At 67.6% G+C, this 15,119-nt stretch carries 12 protein-coding genes and 1 pseudogene; 10 read left to right on the top strand and 3 right to left on the bottom strand.

Going from position 1 to position 15,119, the window contains the following annotated elements; all coding sequences use genetic code 11:
• Positions 1-451: 451 nt before the first annotated feature.
• On the top strand, positions 452-1,687 hold the full coding sequence (locus tag ACWESM_RS20880) for a helix-turn-helix domain-containing protein (RefSeq protein ID WP_452493240.1): 1,236 nt from the start codon (positions 452-454) through the stop codon (positions 1,685-1,687).
• Between the two features lie 671 nt (positions 1,688-2,358).
• Positions 2,359-3,579 (top strand): PucR family transcriptional regulator, encoded by a 1,221-nt coding sequence (locus ACWESM_RS20885; RefSeq protein WP_452493398.1) that lies wholly within the window; start codon positions 2,359-2,361, stop codon positions 3,577-3,579.
• A 339-nt stretch (positions 3,580-3,918) separates the two neighbouring features.
• On the opposite strand, the pseudogene ACWESM_RS20890 reads toward ACWESM_RS20885, so the two are convergent.
• Positions 3,919-4,753, bottom strand: a pseudogene (locus tag ACWESM_RS20890) (SDR family oxidoreductase).
• A 91-nt stretch (positions 4,754-4,844) separates the two neighbouring features.
• Here ACWESM_RS20890 and ACWESM_RS20895 point away from each other — a divergent pair.
• Genes ACWESM_RS20895 through ACWESM_RS20910 form a run of 4 tightly spaced genes read left to right on the top strand, consistent with a single transcriptional unit; the run spans position 4,845 to position 8,851 of the window.
• Positions 4,845-6,422 carry a methylmalonyl-CoA mutase family protein gene (locus tag ACWESM_RS20895; protein ID WP_452493400.1) on the top strand — a complete coding sequence of 526 codons (1,578 nt, stop codon included), beginning with the start codon at positions 4,845-4,847 and terminating at the stop codon, positions 6,420-6,422.
• Positions 6,422-6,820, top strand: coding sequence for a cobalamin B12-binding domain-containing protein (locus ACWESM_RS20900; RefSeq protein ID WP_452493242.1), 399 nt, complete (start codon positions 6,422-6,424; stop codon positions 6,818-6,820). Before ACWESM_RS20895 ends, ACWESM_RS20900 begins: the two co-directional genes overlap by 1 nt.
• Before the next feature lie 37 nt (positions 6,821-6,857).
• Complete coding sequence (locus ACWESM_RS20905) at positions 6,858-7,814, top strand: LLM class F420-dependent oxidoreductase (RefSeq protein ID WP_452493244.1); 957 nt, start codon at positions 6,858-6,860, stop codon at positions 7,812-7,814.
• On the top strand, positions 7,811-8,851 hold the full coding sequence (locus ACWESM_RS20910; RefSeq protein WP_452493246.1) for a CaiB/BaiF CoA transferase family protein: 1,041 nt from the start codon (positions 7,811-7,813) through the stop codon (positions 8,849-8,851). The genes ACWESM_RS20905 and ACWESM_RS20910 overlap by 4 nt, the downstream gene beginning before the upstream one ends.
• A gap of 58 nt (positions 8,852-8,909) precedes the next feature.
• Here ACWESM_RS20910 and ACWESM_RS20915 read toward each other — a convergent pair whose 3' ends face one another.
• Both ACWESM_RS20915 and ACWESM_RS20920 read right to left on the bottom strand, forming a co-directional pair.
• Positions 8,910-9,533 (bottom strand): hypothetical protein, encoded by a 624-nt coding sequence (locus ACWESM_RS20915; protein WP_452493248.1) that lies wholly within the window; start codon positions 9,531-9,533, stop codon positions 8,910-8,912.
• Positions 9,534-9,736: 203 nt separating this feature from the next.
• Positions 9,737-10,783, bottom strand: a complete 1,047-nt coding sequence (locus tag ACWESM_RS20920) for a 2Fe-2S iron-sulfur cluster-binding protein (protein WP_452493250.1) — start codon at positions 10,781-10,783, stop codon at positions 9,737-9,739.
• Positions 10,784-10,858: 75 nt separating this feature from the next.
• Between ACWESM_RS20920 and ACWESM_RS20925 the strand changes: the two genes are divergently transcribed.
• The 4 genes from ACWESM_RS20925 to ACWESM_RS20940 are packed head-to-tail and all read left to right on the top strand — an operon-like array spanning position 10,859 to position 14,993.
• Positions 10,859-12,271 (top strand): class I adenylate-forming enzyme family protein, encoded by a 1,413-nt coding sequence (locus ACWESM_RS20925; RefSeq protein ID WP_452493252.1) that lies wholly within the window; start codon positions 10,859-10,861, stop codon positions 12,269-12,271.
• On the top strand, positions 12,249-13,148 hold the full coding sequence (locus ACWESM_RS20930; RefSeq protein WP_452493254.1) for an acyl-CoA dehydrogenase family protein: 900 nt from the start codon (positions 12,249-12,251) through the stop codon (positions 13,146-13,148). Before ACWESM_RS20925 ends, ACWESM_RS20930 begins: the two co-directional genes overlap by 23 nt.
• A complete protein-coding gene (locus ACWESM_RS20935; RefSeq protein WP_452493256.1) occupies positions 13,135-14,223 on the top strand; it encodes an acyl-CoA dehydrogenase family protein in 1,089 nt (362 codons plus the stop codon). Before ACWESM_RS20930 ends, ACWESM_RS20935 begins: the two co-directional genes overlap by 14 nt.
• A 2-nt stretch (positions 14,224-14,225) precedes the next feature.
• Positions 14,226-14,993 carry an enoyl-CoA hydratase/isomerase family protein gene (locus tag ACWESM_RS20940; protein ID WP_452493258.1) on the top strand — a complete coding sequence of 256 codons (768 nt, stop codon included), beginning with the start codon at positions 14,226-14,228 and terminating at the stop codon, positions 14,991-14,993.
• The last annotated feature ends 126 nt before the right edge of the window (positions 14,994-15,119 follow it).

The raw sequence follows: 15,119 nt of genomic DNA on the forward strand, positions 1-15,119 counted from the left end.
CGATCGTCGGGTGCCTTCTCGGTACCCCGACCTCGCCGCATCTACCGGATCATCCAGTCGCGGGGTTGGTCGATGACCTCGCTCATACGTCCCGGCGCCTGGTGAATTGCTTTCCGTCGAGCGCACACCTGGTGTGGGCAAGTGAGCGCATGGTACCTCTTTCCTCGATCCGGTGGCTTCCGGTCGCGATGGTGAACGGTGGGTACCCGTCACCGAGGGCTGTTGAGGCCACCGGTTCACCCCGCCGTCGGGCAACCGGTGCGCCGTGGAGTGACAACGGCGTCACCTCGGTGGCGAGTAACGGCCCGAATAGCCGAGAATTCTGAGATATAAGGGAATCCGTATACGGTGGGCTCCGGGGGCGGAAATCTGTGCATGACAACGAGTTCGCATATTAAATTCGATCTTGTAGGTGAACATTCGGGGCAGAGCGGGGGCGGCGGGGATGCACATGACAACGGGCCAGGTTATTCGTCGTATCCGCAAGTCGCTCGGCATGACGCAGGCCGATCTCGGTGCCATTCTCGGCTACACCCAGCCCGCCATTTCTCAGCTCGAACGCGACGGCGCCTCCGTACACGATGTACGAGTACTGCGCCGAGTAGCCAAGGCGCTCCACATACCGCTTGCCATACTGGTTGTGGAGTCGAACGAGGAGGCGGATGTGAACCGTCGCAACTTCCTACAAACCGGTGCGATCGGTGCAGGCGTGACCATGTCTCCGGGAGTGATTCGTTCCGAACAGGCTACCCCGTCAGCAGCGGGCAGTGTCCGAATCGGCGCTGGTGAGGTCGCCGAGATCAACGCCACGGTGAACGACATTCACGAGCTGGACCTACTGGTAGGCGGCGACCGGCTGTGCCGTGTCGCGGCCGATGAAGTGCGCTGTGTCGTGCAAATGCTGGACAACGGTACGTACACCGATGACGTCGGCCGGACATTGACCAGCGCCGCAGCCGAGATGATGGTTGTGGCGGGTTGGGTCCACTACGATGCGGGACGCCTAGAGGACGCGCGTCGCTACTATGCCGACGCCGCCCAAGCCGCCACCGCGGCCGGTGACGGAATCGCAGTCGCGCACGCGTTGGGTAACGCCAGCTCGTTGCTTACCGAGTTGAACGGTGGCACCCCTGCGGGAACCAGGCAAGCGGTGCAGTACGCCCAGGCTGCTTCGCGGGCAGCGATCACTCGCGGTGGCCCGAAACTGCGCTCCCTTATGGCGATACGTGAAGCCGACGCCTTGGGAATGCAAGATCCGGTCGGCAACAAGACGGCTGTCATCGACGCGCTGAGGCGGAGTCACCGTGCATATGGATCCGGTCGTGGGTTCGACCCCGAATGGGTCTACCTACCTGATGCACTGCTGAGCGGCATGACCGGCATGACGCAGATGTACCTCGGCGACCACAAAGCCGCCTCGGACAAGATCAGAGCGGCCATCGAGGGATCATCGGCCTGGCCGCGCGAACAAGCCGAGTGGTACGTGTTGCTCAGCCGCAACCTGGTCCGAGCCGGCGAGATCGCTGAAGGCTGCCAGGTTCTGACGAACCATTTCGACAACATCAGCCGGATTGCCTCCACCCGTGTGCGTCAGAAGTTGAATGGCATAGCCACCACTGTTCGATCGCATGCCGCGGTACCGGAAGTTCGCGAGTTTCTGGGCGTATGGGCAGAGCGCACCTCATAGAAGCAATTACCGGTGACTTGCTTCGCGGGCCGGGTCAGGATGGCGACAATGGTATTCGCCGCACGACCGCTGGCGCACATGGTCCTCGACGTGCGTCTCTTCGCCGACGCGGCTTCGGCTTCTCGCGCCCGGCCGGGAGCGTATCGGGAGAGGTGCTATACCGCTCCTGCGTCCAGCAGGTTTGTGCGCCGGCCGCCCTGGATGAGTTGGGTGGCGCCGGTGCGATCCACCTGTATCAATAGCGCGATGCGAAGCAGCAGGTTCCGCTGGACCTTGATTAGTGAAACGAACTTCCATTGCTCGCATGGTCGACCAAGCGCGCGGCCCAGGCAAATCATGTCTGCTGCGGATGCGTACGCGAGAGGGCGTGGATTCGCGCCGTTGCACTCGCCGGTTGCTCTTTTTCGACCACTTGCTCCGGGTTATGCTCGAACCGCCGGTCTCCGGCATCTCGGCCCTTCGGCGGCAGCGCAGCCGAACCGCCATTGTGAACTTTCACTATCGCTTGCCGACCGCGCTTGCCGAATATCACGTTACTCGGAGTAAACCGTTCTCTACGTTCTTGCACTGGCTACGCTGGTGCAATAGCTCAGTTAACGGGGGTGGAAGGAAGCTCCACCATGGCTCTCACCTTCGCCGGACGGCAAGGACTCACTGTATCCGGCCGGCCCATGTCCCTGCCGCTGAAAGACGTGCGCGCCTTGTCGCGGCAGATGGTCGGGCATTTTGTCGAAACCGTCGCACCCTGCGGCACCTTGCCTGGTGACGCGATCCATGGCGACATCACTATCATCACCCGTGTGTGCTTGGAGCTGGCGGTCAGCATGCTGGACGGCAGCAACATTTCGGAGAAGACTGGGCAACTCGAGGAGGCGGCGGCGCAATGGGCTCGCGAAGGTGTGCCCATCGGTACCATTCACCACGCAATCCATGAGGGCTTCAAGATCGGCTTCGACCTGGTGGTGTCCACAGCCTTGGCCGAGCAGCGTGCCTCCGGCTCGGCTGACACCGATCCGATGCTCACCGTCAGCACGGCCGATTATCGAAGCATCCTCGACGGCGCCAAACTCGTCGTCGAAATGCTCGACACCATGACCACGGCGGTCTCGGCGGCCTATGTGCGTGAACTGCGCGCGGTCGTGTCGGAGCACCACACCGCGGTGCACACGCTGACCTCGGCGCTGCTCGGGGGGCATCCCACCTCCACCATGGCCCGAGAGTGTGGAATCGACATCTCCGACCGCTATCGCGTCATAGCGCTCGCCATTCCGTCTCACCCGGACGAGTCCAATCCGATGTTGGACGCGAAAGTCGTTGCCCGCCGCAAACTCCGGCGTGTGCAGGCGGAATTGGCCACCCGCTGCGACGATACCGTGCTGTCGCTGCTCTCGGTCGACGGTGGCACCCTGCTCATCCCCGCCGATCACATCACCAAGGGCGCCCTGAAGGAACTGGTCGGGCATCTGTCGCGGGCGGCTCGCGTGCGCATCACCGCCACCGAGGTGACCGCCTCTGCCGACACCGTGCCCACCGCCGCGGATCAAGCCCACGAACTGCTCGACATGGTCACCCGGCTCGGATCGGTGCCGGGCCTGTACCACTTCGACGAGCTGGCTCTGGAATACCAGCTCACCCGCCCCGGCCCTGCCCGCGAACAGCTCGGGTCGCTGCTCGATCCACTGAACGAATACCCGGAACTGCTGGAGACTCTGCAAATCCATATAGCGCACAACCTGAACCGCAGGCGCACTGCGCGGCTACTGCACGTACACACCAACACCGTGGATTACCGGCTCAAGCGGATCGGTCAGCTCACGGGTTTCGATCCCGCCGAGGCGAGCGGGCTTTGGCGCCTGCGTTCTGCGTTGGTCGCCCGCACATACCGCACGTGATCGGCGTGCGGTCGAGTGGGTGCGGAACGCATTGGAGCAGAATCGACGAGTTGGAAACGAAACATGAATGATATTCGAAGAACCGAGGTCGAAGGATTACGCGCGACATGGCGCCTGTTCCAGGAACATTTGATCTCTATTGTCGCCGTCCACGAGGCATCCGGCGCCACGCCGATCGTATCCTTCGGTCCCGAGAACTTTCCGGATCTCGCACAAGCGCGAGAACTCCTTCCGGAAATGACCGAGTTGTGGGACGCAGTACGTCATGACTTCTGGACAAAGCTCATTCCCCCGCAACCACGGTGTCGGCAGCGGCGATGGACATGATCGCTTCTCTGCTCAGTCCAAAAACAAATCTGGCGTGGGTATTTCGCCGCCGCCGTAGCTGGACAGATCATCGATCCCGGCATAGAGCGACAGCGCGTCCGCGTCGATGAAGCAATCGCCGGTGACCTGCTGCGCGGGCCGGGTCAGGATGGTGACGGCGGCATCGGCCATGATCCGTGGGCTGCGCGCGGACGCGAGCTGTCGCTCCCCGTCGGCCAGGTTGGCGACTGCCGAGGTGGCGACATAGGTCTGCGGCCACAGGCAGTTTGAAACCTATTCCGGCGTCAGCGAATTCGACCGCCCAACCCTGGGACAGCAGCGTCATCCCGTACTTGGACAGGGTGTATGCCGGGTGGGCGCCCAGCCAGCGGGGATTCAGGTTCACCGGAGGCGCGATGGTCAGCACGTGCGGGTTGGCGGAGTCGCGTAGGTGGGGCAGGCAGGCCTGGGTCAGCAGGAACATGCCACGGATGTTGACGTCCTGCATCAGATCGAATTTCTTGACCGGCAGGCGTTCGGTCGGTTCGGTGGCGATCGCGCTGGCGTTGTTCACGCAGATATCGATGCCGCCGAACCGCTCGACAGCGGTCTCGACGACGCGCCGCACGTCGTGCTCGTCGCGCACATCCCCGACTACCGCGGCGGCGCGGCCACCGGCGGCCTCCACTTCGGCTGCCGCCGTGTGCACGGTGCCGGGGAGGCGTGGATGCGGTTCGGCGGTCTTGGCCAGCAGCACCACGTTCGCGCCCTCGGCGGCGGCCGCGAGTGCGATCGCCAAGCCGATGCCGCGGCTCGCGCCGGAGATCACCACGGTGCGGTCGGTCAGCTGTCGGTGCTGGTCGGACATCGTTCTCCTCGGTCGTGACGGGCGGGCCGGCCAGGTCCCACCACTCGAATGGTATTGGCATTCTCCTTTTTCGCAAGTACGGTATTCAATGATGAACAACCAAGTGCAGACCTCTTCCGGCATCCCGCTGGAGCCGAGCTACGGTCCGGAGGACCGGCAGGGCGACCCGCCCGCACCGGGCGTCTATCCCTTCACCCGCGGCAATTTCGCCACCGGCTACCGCGGGCGGTTGTGGACCTTCCGGCAGTACTCCGGCTTCGGCACCGCCGAGGAGTCCAACCGCCGCTACCGCTATCTGCTGGACCAGGGCGGCACCGGGCTCTCGGTCGCGCTCGACCTGCCGACCCAGTGCGGGTACGACTCCGACGACCCGGAGGTGAGCGAAGAGGTCGGCCGGGTCGGTGTCGCGGTGGACACCCTCGCCGACGCCGAGGTGCTCTTCGACGGCATCCCGCTGGACCGGATCAGCACCAGCTTCACCATCAACGGCACCGCCGCCATCCTGCTGGCCTTATATGTGGCCGCCGCCGAGAAGAAGGGCGTGCCGCGCGCGAAGCTCACCGGCACGATCCAGAACGACATCCTCAAGGAGTACGCCTCGCGCGGCACCTGGATCTGGCCGCCGGAGCCGTCGCTGCGCTTGATCGCCGACACCATCGAGTTCTGCGCGGCGGAGGTGCCACGGTTCAACGCAATCTCGGTGGCGGGAGCGCATTTTCGCGACGCGGGCGCGAACGCGGTGCAGGAGATGGCCTTCACGCTGGCCGACGGCGTCACCTACTGCGACACGGTGATCGAACGGGGCCGGATGACCATCGATCAGTTCGCACCGCAGATCTCGTTCTTTTTCTACACGCACGGGGACTTCTTCGAAGAGATCGCGAAATACCGCGCCGGTCGCCGCCGCTGGGCCACCATCGTGCGCGAGCGGTACGGCGCGACCACCGACAAGGCCTCGATGTTCCGCTTCGGATGCGTGGCGGGCGGCGCCTCGCTCTACGCGCCGCAGGCCCGCAACAACCTGGTGCGCGTCGCCTACGAGGCGTTGGCCTCGGTGCTCGGTGGCGTGCAATCGATGTTCACCGCCGCGTGGGACGAGCCGTTCGCGCTGCCGAGCGAGGAATCCGCGACGCTGGCGCTGCGCACCCAGCAGGTACTCGCCTACGAGACCGGGGTGACGCGAGTGGCCGACCCGCTCGGCGGCTCCTACTTCGTCGAGGCGCTCACCGACGCCACCGAGGCCGAGATCGTCGAGATCATGGGCGATCTGGAGCGGCACGGCGGGATGGTGCGGTGCATCGAGGACGGCTATCTGCAAGGCCTCATCGCCGACGAGGCCTATCGGCTGCACCAAGCGGTGGAATCGGGTGAGCGGCCGGTGGTCGGGGTGAACAAGTTCGTTTCCGAGGAGCCCGCTCCGGACATCGGCACCTACGAACTCGACGCCGACGGACGTGAGCGGCAGTTGAAGCGACTGGCCCGCGTGCGGTCCGAGCGTGACGCGAGAACCGTTCGCGAGACCTTGGCGGCCCTCTCGCGCGCCGCGGAAGGAGACGAGAACCTCATGCACCGCCTCATCGATTGCGCCAACGCCTATTGCACGGTCGGCGAGATGACCGCCGCGCTGAAGTCGGTGTGGGGCGAGTTCCAGCAGCCGGTGGTCTTCTGATGCCCGCGCGTGTACTGGTCGCCAAACCGGGGTTGGACGGGCACGACCGCGGCGCGAAGATCGTCGCCCGCACCCTGCGCGACGCCGGATTCGAGGTGATCTACACCGGTATCCGCCGGCGCGTCGAGGACATCGTCGCCATCGCGCTGCAAGAGGACGTGGCCGTCGTCGGCCTGAGCATCCTCTCCGGCGCGCATGTCGCGCTCACCACCCGGGTGGTGGACGCGCTGCGCACCGCCGACGCGGGCGATATCGCGGTCGTGGTCGGCGGCACCATCCCGCAGGCGGACGTGCCGCGGTTGCTGGAAGCCGGTGCGGCCGCGGTCTTTCCGACGAGCACTCCGCTGGAAACGCTCGTCACCGAGATCCGCGCGTTGACCGGGCACCCGGCCCCATGACCGGCCGGCTGCCGAATTCACACAGCTTGGAGGAATCGTGCGCATCGGAGTGATGATCGGGCCGGAGAAGGGGGACTCCGGGCGCAAACTCGAGCGGATGCTGCGCGACATCGAATGGGCCGAATCGGCGGGATTGGACACCGCGTGGATCCCGCAGATCCCCACCGATTTCGACGCGCTGATCACGATCGCCGCGATGGGCCTGCACACCTCACGCATCGAACTGGGCACCGCCGTGGTGCCCTTGCAGACACAGCATCCGATCGCTCTCGCGCGGCAGGCCCTTTCGGCGCATGCCGCGGCGGGCGGCAGGTTGGCGCTCGGCGTGGGCCCGTCGCATCACTGGATCGTGCGGGACATGCTCGGCCTGCCCTATGAACGACCGGCCGCCTACACCCGGGACTACCTCGAGGTGCTGCACGCCGGACTGCGCGGGCGGGGCTCGGTGGACATCGACAACGCGACGTTCACCGTGCACAACCCGCTCGATCTCGGGGCGGTCGCGCCGGTGCCGGTGCTGGTCGCCGCGCTGGGACCGGTGATGCTGCGCATCGCGGGCGAGCACGCCGACGGCACCGTGCTGTGGATGGCCGACGAGCGGGCGATCGCCACCCACATCGTCCCGAAGATCAGCAAGGCGGCGGCGGACGCGGGCCGCCCGGCCCCGCGCGTGGTCGCGGGGCTGCCGGTGTGCCTGTGCGAGCCCGGCCGGGTGGACGAGGCGCGCGAGCGGGCCAACCGCATCCTCGGCGAGGCCGAGATCTCGCCCAACTATCAACGACTGCTGGACCAGGGCGATGCCCGTGACGTCGGCGACCTGTGCCTCGCGGGTGACGAAGCGCAGATCGCGGCCGGGTTGCGCCGCTACTCGGAGGCAGGTGCCACGGACATCTCGGTGCGGCTGTTGCCGATCGGCGGGACCCGTGACGAACTGGTGGCCTCCAAGCGCCGCACTCGGGAGATGATCGCCGCACTCGCCGAGGACTTGCGGTGAGTCCTGCCGGGCCACTGGCCGGAATTCGGATCCTCGAGGTCGGCACCATGCTGGCCGGCCCCTACGCCACCATGATGCTCGCCGATCTCGGCGCGGAAGTCACCAAACTGGAACCGGCGGGCGGCGATATCTCCCGTCAGGTGAGCGAGAGCTACTTCGCGAGCCTGAATCGCGGCAAACGCAGCCTCCGCGTCGAATTGGGCAGCGAGCAGGGTCGTGCGCGGCTCGGCGAACTCGTCGCGGCGTCGCACGCGCTGCTGGTGAATCTCAAACCTTCGGCGATCCGGCGGCTGGGTCTCACCTACGACGAGCTGCGCCGGTGGAACGAGAAGATCGTGTGCGTCGCGATCACCGGCTACGGCTTGTACGGCGGGGATGATCCGGCGTTCGACTACGTGATCCAGGCAGCGGCCGGAATCGCCGCGCTCACCGGCGATCCCGCGGGGCCGCCGACGCTGCCGGGGTACTCGTCGGCGGACAACTCGACCGGTCTCACAGCGGCGCTGGGGCTGCTGGCCCAGATCGTCTCCGGCCGCGGCGGCCAGGTGGACGTATCGCTGTTCGAAGTCATGCTCTCGCAACTGAACTATCACGCCGCCGCCTACCTGAACGACGGCAAGCGGCCACAGCGCCGCCCGTACGGGGCGCATTCGTATTACGTTCCGGCGCAGATCTTCCCGACCGCCGACGGTTACCTGGCGCTGTTCGTCACCCACGACGGATTCTGGAAGACCTTCGCCGCGGAGGCGGGTATCGACGGGTTCGAGCTGATGGCCGACCGGGTGTCCCGTGGTGTCGAGGTGCTGGCGGCGGTCATCACGGCACTCGCGGCCGACACCGCCACCGGCTGGGAAGCGCGCCTGCGCCCGCTCGGCATTCCCGCAGCCGCGGTCCGTGACCTGCCGGAAGCGCTGGACGCCAGTCCCGCAACCGTCGTGACGGCCGGGAGGTTTCGTTTGGTCGGCAGCCCGATCCGGATCGCCGGTTACGAGCCGCGGTATGCGCCGCCGCCGGGATTGGGCGAGCACGGGGCCTGAAGGCGTGACCGGCGGACCTGTGCGAGGCAGGGCGGCCGCGACCACGAAGCCGGATGAACTAGTTCTCCGGGCAAGGCGTGAGCCACCACCATCCGCCTGCCAGCTCCATCGTGGGGCAGATGGGGTCACCGAACCCGTCGTACGGCCCTGGTCCGGGCGTGCCGGCGAAGTGCCCGTAACCGATGGCGCCGTCCGGGATGCCGACGTAGTCGGGCACGAACCGCACCGGCTGCCCACCACTGGTGCCGATGACCGCTACTTTGCAGTTCGCCGAAACGAAGCACAGGTGCCGCGGTAGCTCGACACCGTAGTAGTCACCTGCGCGATGCTCCTCCGGCACTTCCACCGTGGCCGCTGCGGCGAACGCCGGGCGCTCGACCCAGAAACGGGTCCACGCGGCGGCCTCGGGTTCGACGACAAGGAAGACGGGTCCGCAGAGCCCGATGACCGAGAGTATCGCGGTGACCGCCAGGGGCCACGGCTGCGTGTCGCGTCGCGCCTGCCACAGCGCGAGAGCGAACAGTGCGATCGAGATCAGGAACGCCAGCGCGGACAACGGCAAGGCGAGGAGCCACAGCTGAGTCAGTATCCAGCCGCGATGCAGCGTATAGCCGAGTGTGACCACAGTCAGGAGAGCGGCCGCCAGAGGTGGCGTAGCCGAACGAAGCATCTTCACGAACACAACGGCAAACCTATGTCGGCTATGTGGAGAACTCGTGCGTGCGGTGTGCGGATGGTGTGTGGCCGGGCGTGCTCGATGCGGTCACGACCGGTGACCTCGGTCCCCGCCCTACATGGCTTGGCGGGATTCGGGGCGCGCGGGTCGATGTTCGTCGCTCTCGTTCCCGAGCGTGAAGTCGCGCCCGGGTGGGCGCGCCCGTGCTCTCACTCGTAGTCGACGGTTACCGACTCGGTGTCCGGGACGGCCTGGCAGGTCAGTACGTAGCCGTCGTCGAGCTCGTCATCGGTGAGCGCGTTGTTCTGGCGCAGTGTCGCGCTGCCCGAGGTCACCTTGGCGATGCAGGTGGCGCAATTGCCCGCCTCGCAGGAGAACGGCGGTGCGAGGCCGCCGCGGCGGGCGCTTTCCAGCAGGGTTTCACCTTTCTTGCGCGGCACCGACTTCTTCTTGCCGTTGAGGATGATCGTCACCGTGCCCGCCGCCGCGTCGGTCGCGGGGGCTGTCGCGGAACGGGTCACGGTGTCGGCCGGTGCGGTTGCTTCTACCGGGGCGTCGGGAATCGGCGCGGGCGCACCGAACCGTTCGCTGAACACCAGGCCCGGTCCGGGGAGCGCCAGTTCGACCATCTCCATGAAAGCCTCCGGTCCGCAGACGTAGTGATCGGCGTGGCCGTCGGCTCCGACGAAGGCGCGCACCGCGGCGGCGTCGAGGAATCCGCCCGAGCTGTCGAGGTGCCGGACCACCTCCAGCCGGTCCGGGTAGCGCCGCGCCAGCTCGGCCAAGGTGGCGTCGAAGATCACCGAATCGGCGTCGCGGTCGGCGCACAGCAACCGGACTCGCCGCCGCGTGGTGGCCAGCGCGCACTTGGTGAGCGACAGGATCGGCGTGATCCCGCTGCCGCCGCTGAAGCCGAGCATCGGCACGCCGGTTTCGCGCAGGCAGAACCGGCCCGCCGCCTTGGTCAACTCCACCACGTCGCCCTCGGAAAGGTTGTCGTGCATCCAGTTCGACACGGCTCCGCCCGGCACCCGCTTGACCGTGGTCATCAATTCACCGTCGGTCTCCGGCGCGCTGGACATGGAGTACGACCGGAACAGCTCCGTCCCGTTCACGGCGATCTTGAACGTGCAGAACTGCCCGGCGCGGTAGTCGATCGGACCGTCCTGCGGCGCGAGCACGAACGTGCGCGCGTCGGCGCTCTCCTTCACGATCCGGGTCACGGTCGCGCGCTGGAACAAAGAGGGTCTCGCCATGAACCGCGTCCTCCTGGTATGAAGATTCTATCCGGATGAGAATTATATTCTCTCTCACGAGACGGGATCTCTCAAATGTCCTCGACCACCGTTTCGAGCGCGCTCGTCTTCGAAGGGCGGGCCTACACCAGGACCGAACTCGACGGACTGGCGGCGGGTCTGGCCGCCGAACTGGCCGATGGCGGTGTGCGCGCCGGGGACCGGGTGGCGCTGATGTCGTCGAACCGGCCGGAGTTCGTCGTCGCCGTGCTGGCGATCTGGCGGCTGGGCGCCGCGCCGGTGCTGATCAGCCCGGCCTGGAAGCACGACGAGGTCGCGCACGCGGTATCGGTCACCGGATCGAGCCGGGGAGTCGGCGACAGTCCGGTGCTGGCCGAGTTGCTACCGATGCGGCATCTGGACGCGCCGATCGCCGCCGCACACCACAGCGCCGCGCCGCCCGACCCGTCCTCGGATGCCGTGCTGGTGTTCAGTTCCGGCACCACCGGGATGCCGAAGGCGGTGCGGCACACTCACGAGTCGCTGTCGGTCGCGGTGGACCAGTGGGTGGAGGTGCTCGGCCTCACCGCGTCCGATCGCATCCAGATCGCCACGCCGCCTTCGCACATCTTGGGTCTGCTCAACATCGTGACCGCGCTGCGGGCGGGCGCGTGGATGCGGCTGCACCGGCGCTTCGATCTGGAGACCATGCTGAGTTGCATACAGGACGACCGGATCACCGTCGAGATGGCCGTCGCGCCCATCGCCCTCGCGCTCGCGCGGCACCCGGATCTCGAGTCCTACGACCTGAGTTCGCTGCGCTACATCATGTGGGGTGCGACGCCGGTGACGGTCGGTGTGGCCGAGACCGTCACCCGGCGCAGCGGAGTGCGGTGGTTGCCCGCGTACGGCGCCAGTGAACTGCCGGTGATCGCCTGCAACCCGCTCGCCGACCCGCGGCTGGACACGGTCGGCAAAGCCGCGCCCGGGGTGCGGGTGCGAGTTGTCGCGCTGGATACCGGAGAACCACTGCCGCCCAGCGAGATCGGTGAGATCCAGTGCCGCGCGGAATCGGTGATGGCGGGGTACCTGCCCGCCGAGGAGACCGCCCGCGCCTTCGCCGACGGCTGGTACCGCACCGGCGATGTCGGCTACGTCGACGAAGAAGGCTGGATCCGGCTCACCGACCGGGCCAAGGAAATGATCAAGGTCCGCGGATTCCAGGTGGCGCCCGCCGAGATCGAGGCCGTTCTGCACGGCCATCCGGAGGTGACCGACTGCGCCGTGTTCGGTGTGCCCGACGCCGCGGACGGCGAGGCGGTCGTCGCGGCGGTGTCCGGCGCGGGCACGCTCACCGCGGACGAGCTGATCGCCCTGGTGGGCGCGCGCCTGGCCACCTACAAGCGGCCCCGCCGCGTCGTGTTCGTGCCCGAGATCCCGCGCCTGCCCTCGGGCAAGGTTCTGCGTCGCGTACTGAAGGAGCGCTATGGACGTCCGTCTGACCAGTGAACAGCGGCAATTGCGCGATGCCGCCGCGAAATTGGCCGACGACCTCGGCCCGGGGTCGGTGGCCGGACTCGACGACGAGAGCCGCCTCGCCCGCTTGGAGCGAGCGGTGGCGGCCACCGGCTGGCGCGCCCTGCGCTCCGACGGCGCTTCGGGCGTCGAGGTCGCGATCGTGGCCGAGGAGTTCGCCCGCGGCCTGGTCGACGTCGCCTTCCTCGGCCCCGTGCTGGCCGACGACCTGCGCGGGCGTCCGGACGGCGGCGGCTGGACCGTCGCGGTCGGTGACCGCGCCATCGACGCGCGAGGCGGCGAGTGGGCGCTGCTGGTGGACCGCGAGCGGATCCTTGCCGCCCCGCTCGGTGCGCCGCTGCCCGGTGCGGATCTGACCCGGCGCACCGCGGCGATCGGGGACGAACGGCGGCACATCGGGGACCTGACGGCCGACGAGGCCACCCGGTGGCACGCGCTCGCCGTCACCGCGACCACCGCGGATCTGCTCGGCGTCGCCAGGGGCGCGCAGGATCTCGCCGTCGGATACGCGAAGGTCCGCGAGCAGTACGGCCACACGATCGGGTCCTACCAGGCGGTGGCGCATCTGCTGGCGGAGAATCGAGCGCTCGTCGAAGGGGCGATCAGTGTGCTGCGGCACGCGGCCTGGGCGGTGGACGAGCTGGATCCCGCCGCGGCCGTGCGGGCCGCGCGGGTTGCCAAGGTCTACACCGTGCGTGCGGCCCGTACGGTCTGCGAAACCTCGATCCAGGTGCACGGCGGCATCGGCAATACCTGGGAATGCCTCGCCCACGTCTACCTGCGGCGCGCGCTGGTCTCGACCGAGCTGTTCCCCGTTCGACTGGAGGAGATCGACCTTGGACTTTCGTGATTCACCCCAGGAGGCCGAATTCCGCGCCCGGTTGCGCGCCTGGCTCGCCGAGTCGGCCGGGAAGTTCCCGACTTCGGGTGACGACTACTGGGCGCGTCAGGGCGAATGGCATCGGGCGCTGTACGCGGCGGGCTTCTTCGGGTTGTCCTGGCCGAAGGAATTCGGCGGCCACGAGTTGGCGCCGGTCTACGACGTGATCCTCGACGAAGAACTCGCGCTCGCGGGCGCGCCGCCGCGACCCAGCCTCGGATATCTCGTGCAGGGCTTGGGCCGGCACGGCAGCAAGCAGCTACAGCGGCGCTTTCTGCCCGGCATGATCGATGGCACCCAGCGTTGGTGCCAAGGTTTCAGCGAGCCGGGCGCGGGCTCGGACCTCGCCGCGCTGCGCACCACCGCGACGCGCGAGGGCGACCACTACGTCGTTCACGGCCACAAGATCTGGACCAGCTACTCCGACGTCGCCGACTGGTGCCTGCTGCTGGCCAGAACCGACCCGGAAGCCCCACGGCACAAAGGCATCTCGGCGTTCGTGATCGCCATGTCGCAGCCCGGGGTGCGGCAACGGCCGCTGGCGATGATCAGCGGCGTCACCAGAGAATTCGGGCAGGTGTTCTTCGACGGCGCCACGGTGCCCGCCGATCAGATGGTGGGCGAGCCCGGTGACGGCTGGAAGCTGGCGATGACCGTCGTCGGGCACGAACGCGAGCCCTCGACGCTCGGGTACGCCGCCCGGTACGCGAAAACCGTGCGCCAGTTGGCGTCTCGGCTCGACGGTCCGGCTCCGGCGGAACTGGCCTGGGCGGCGGTGCAGACCGAGATGCTGCGCCTGCACGTGCGGCGGCGGCTGTCCGAACAGCTGGACGGCGTGGTGCACGGTCCCGACGGCTCGCTGGACAAACTGCTGATGACCTGGGTGGACCAATCGGTCGGGCACGCGGCGCTGGCCGTCGGCGGCACGGACGATCCGGAACTGCTCGGCAGCTACTTCTACAGCCGCGCCCAGAGCGTCATGGGCGGCACCTCGCAGATCCAGAAGAACATCATCGCCTCGCGCATCCTCGGATTAGGAGTCTGACCATGTACGACCTGCCGGAAGAGATCCACGTCGAAGCCGACGGCCCGATCCGGATCATCACACTCAACCGGCCCGACGCGCTCAACGCCGTCGACGACGACCTGCACACCGGCCTGGCCCGCCTGTGGCCGCGCCTGTCCGACGACCGCGAGGCGCGCGTCGCGGTGCTCACCGGCGCGGGCAAGGCGTTCTCCGCCGGCGGGGACTTCGCCTATCTCGCCGAGCTGGGCAGCGACGCCGAGTTGCGGGCCAAGACGATCGCGCACGGCCGCGACATCGTGCTCGGCATGGCCCGCTGCCGGGTACCGGTGGTGGCGGCGGTGAACGGGCCCGCGGTCGGCCTGGGGTGCAGCCTCGTCGCGCTGAGCGACATCGCCTACATCGCCGAGACCGCCTACCTCGCGGACCCACACGTCCAAGTGGGCCTGGTCGCCGCGGACGGTGGTCCGCTGACCTGGCCGCTGCACACCAGCTTGCTGCTGGCCAAGGAGTACGCGCTCACCGGTGCGAAGATCTCCGCCGAGCGGGCCCGCGAGATGGGCCTGGTCAACCATGTGGTCGCCGATCCGCGCACCGAGGCGCTGGCCTGCGCGAAACGCATTCTCGAACTGCCGCGCCAAGCGGTCGAGAGCACCAAGCGGCTGCTGAACCTGCACTTGGAACGGGCGGTGCTGGCCACCCTGGATTACGCGACGACCGCGGAGGATCTCTCCTTCCAGACCGCGGACTTCCACGCGGTGATCAGCAAACACACCGCGGGCCGGGGCTGACGCCGCGTCGCCGGTCGCGGGCAGCGACGCCGGAACAGTAGCCGTGCAATAGCCCGTCGGACGCGCGAAGATTGCGCGGAACCAGATGCACCGCAGGATATCTCGCGGCAACCGGCGGTCCTGGAA

Source organism: Nocardia sp. NPDC003999 (assembly GCF_053604885.1).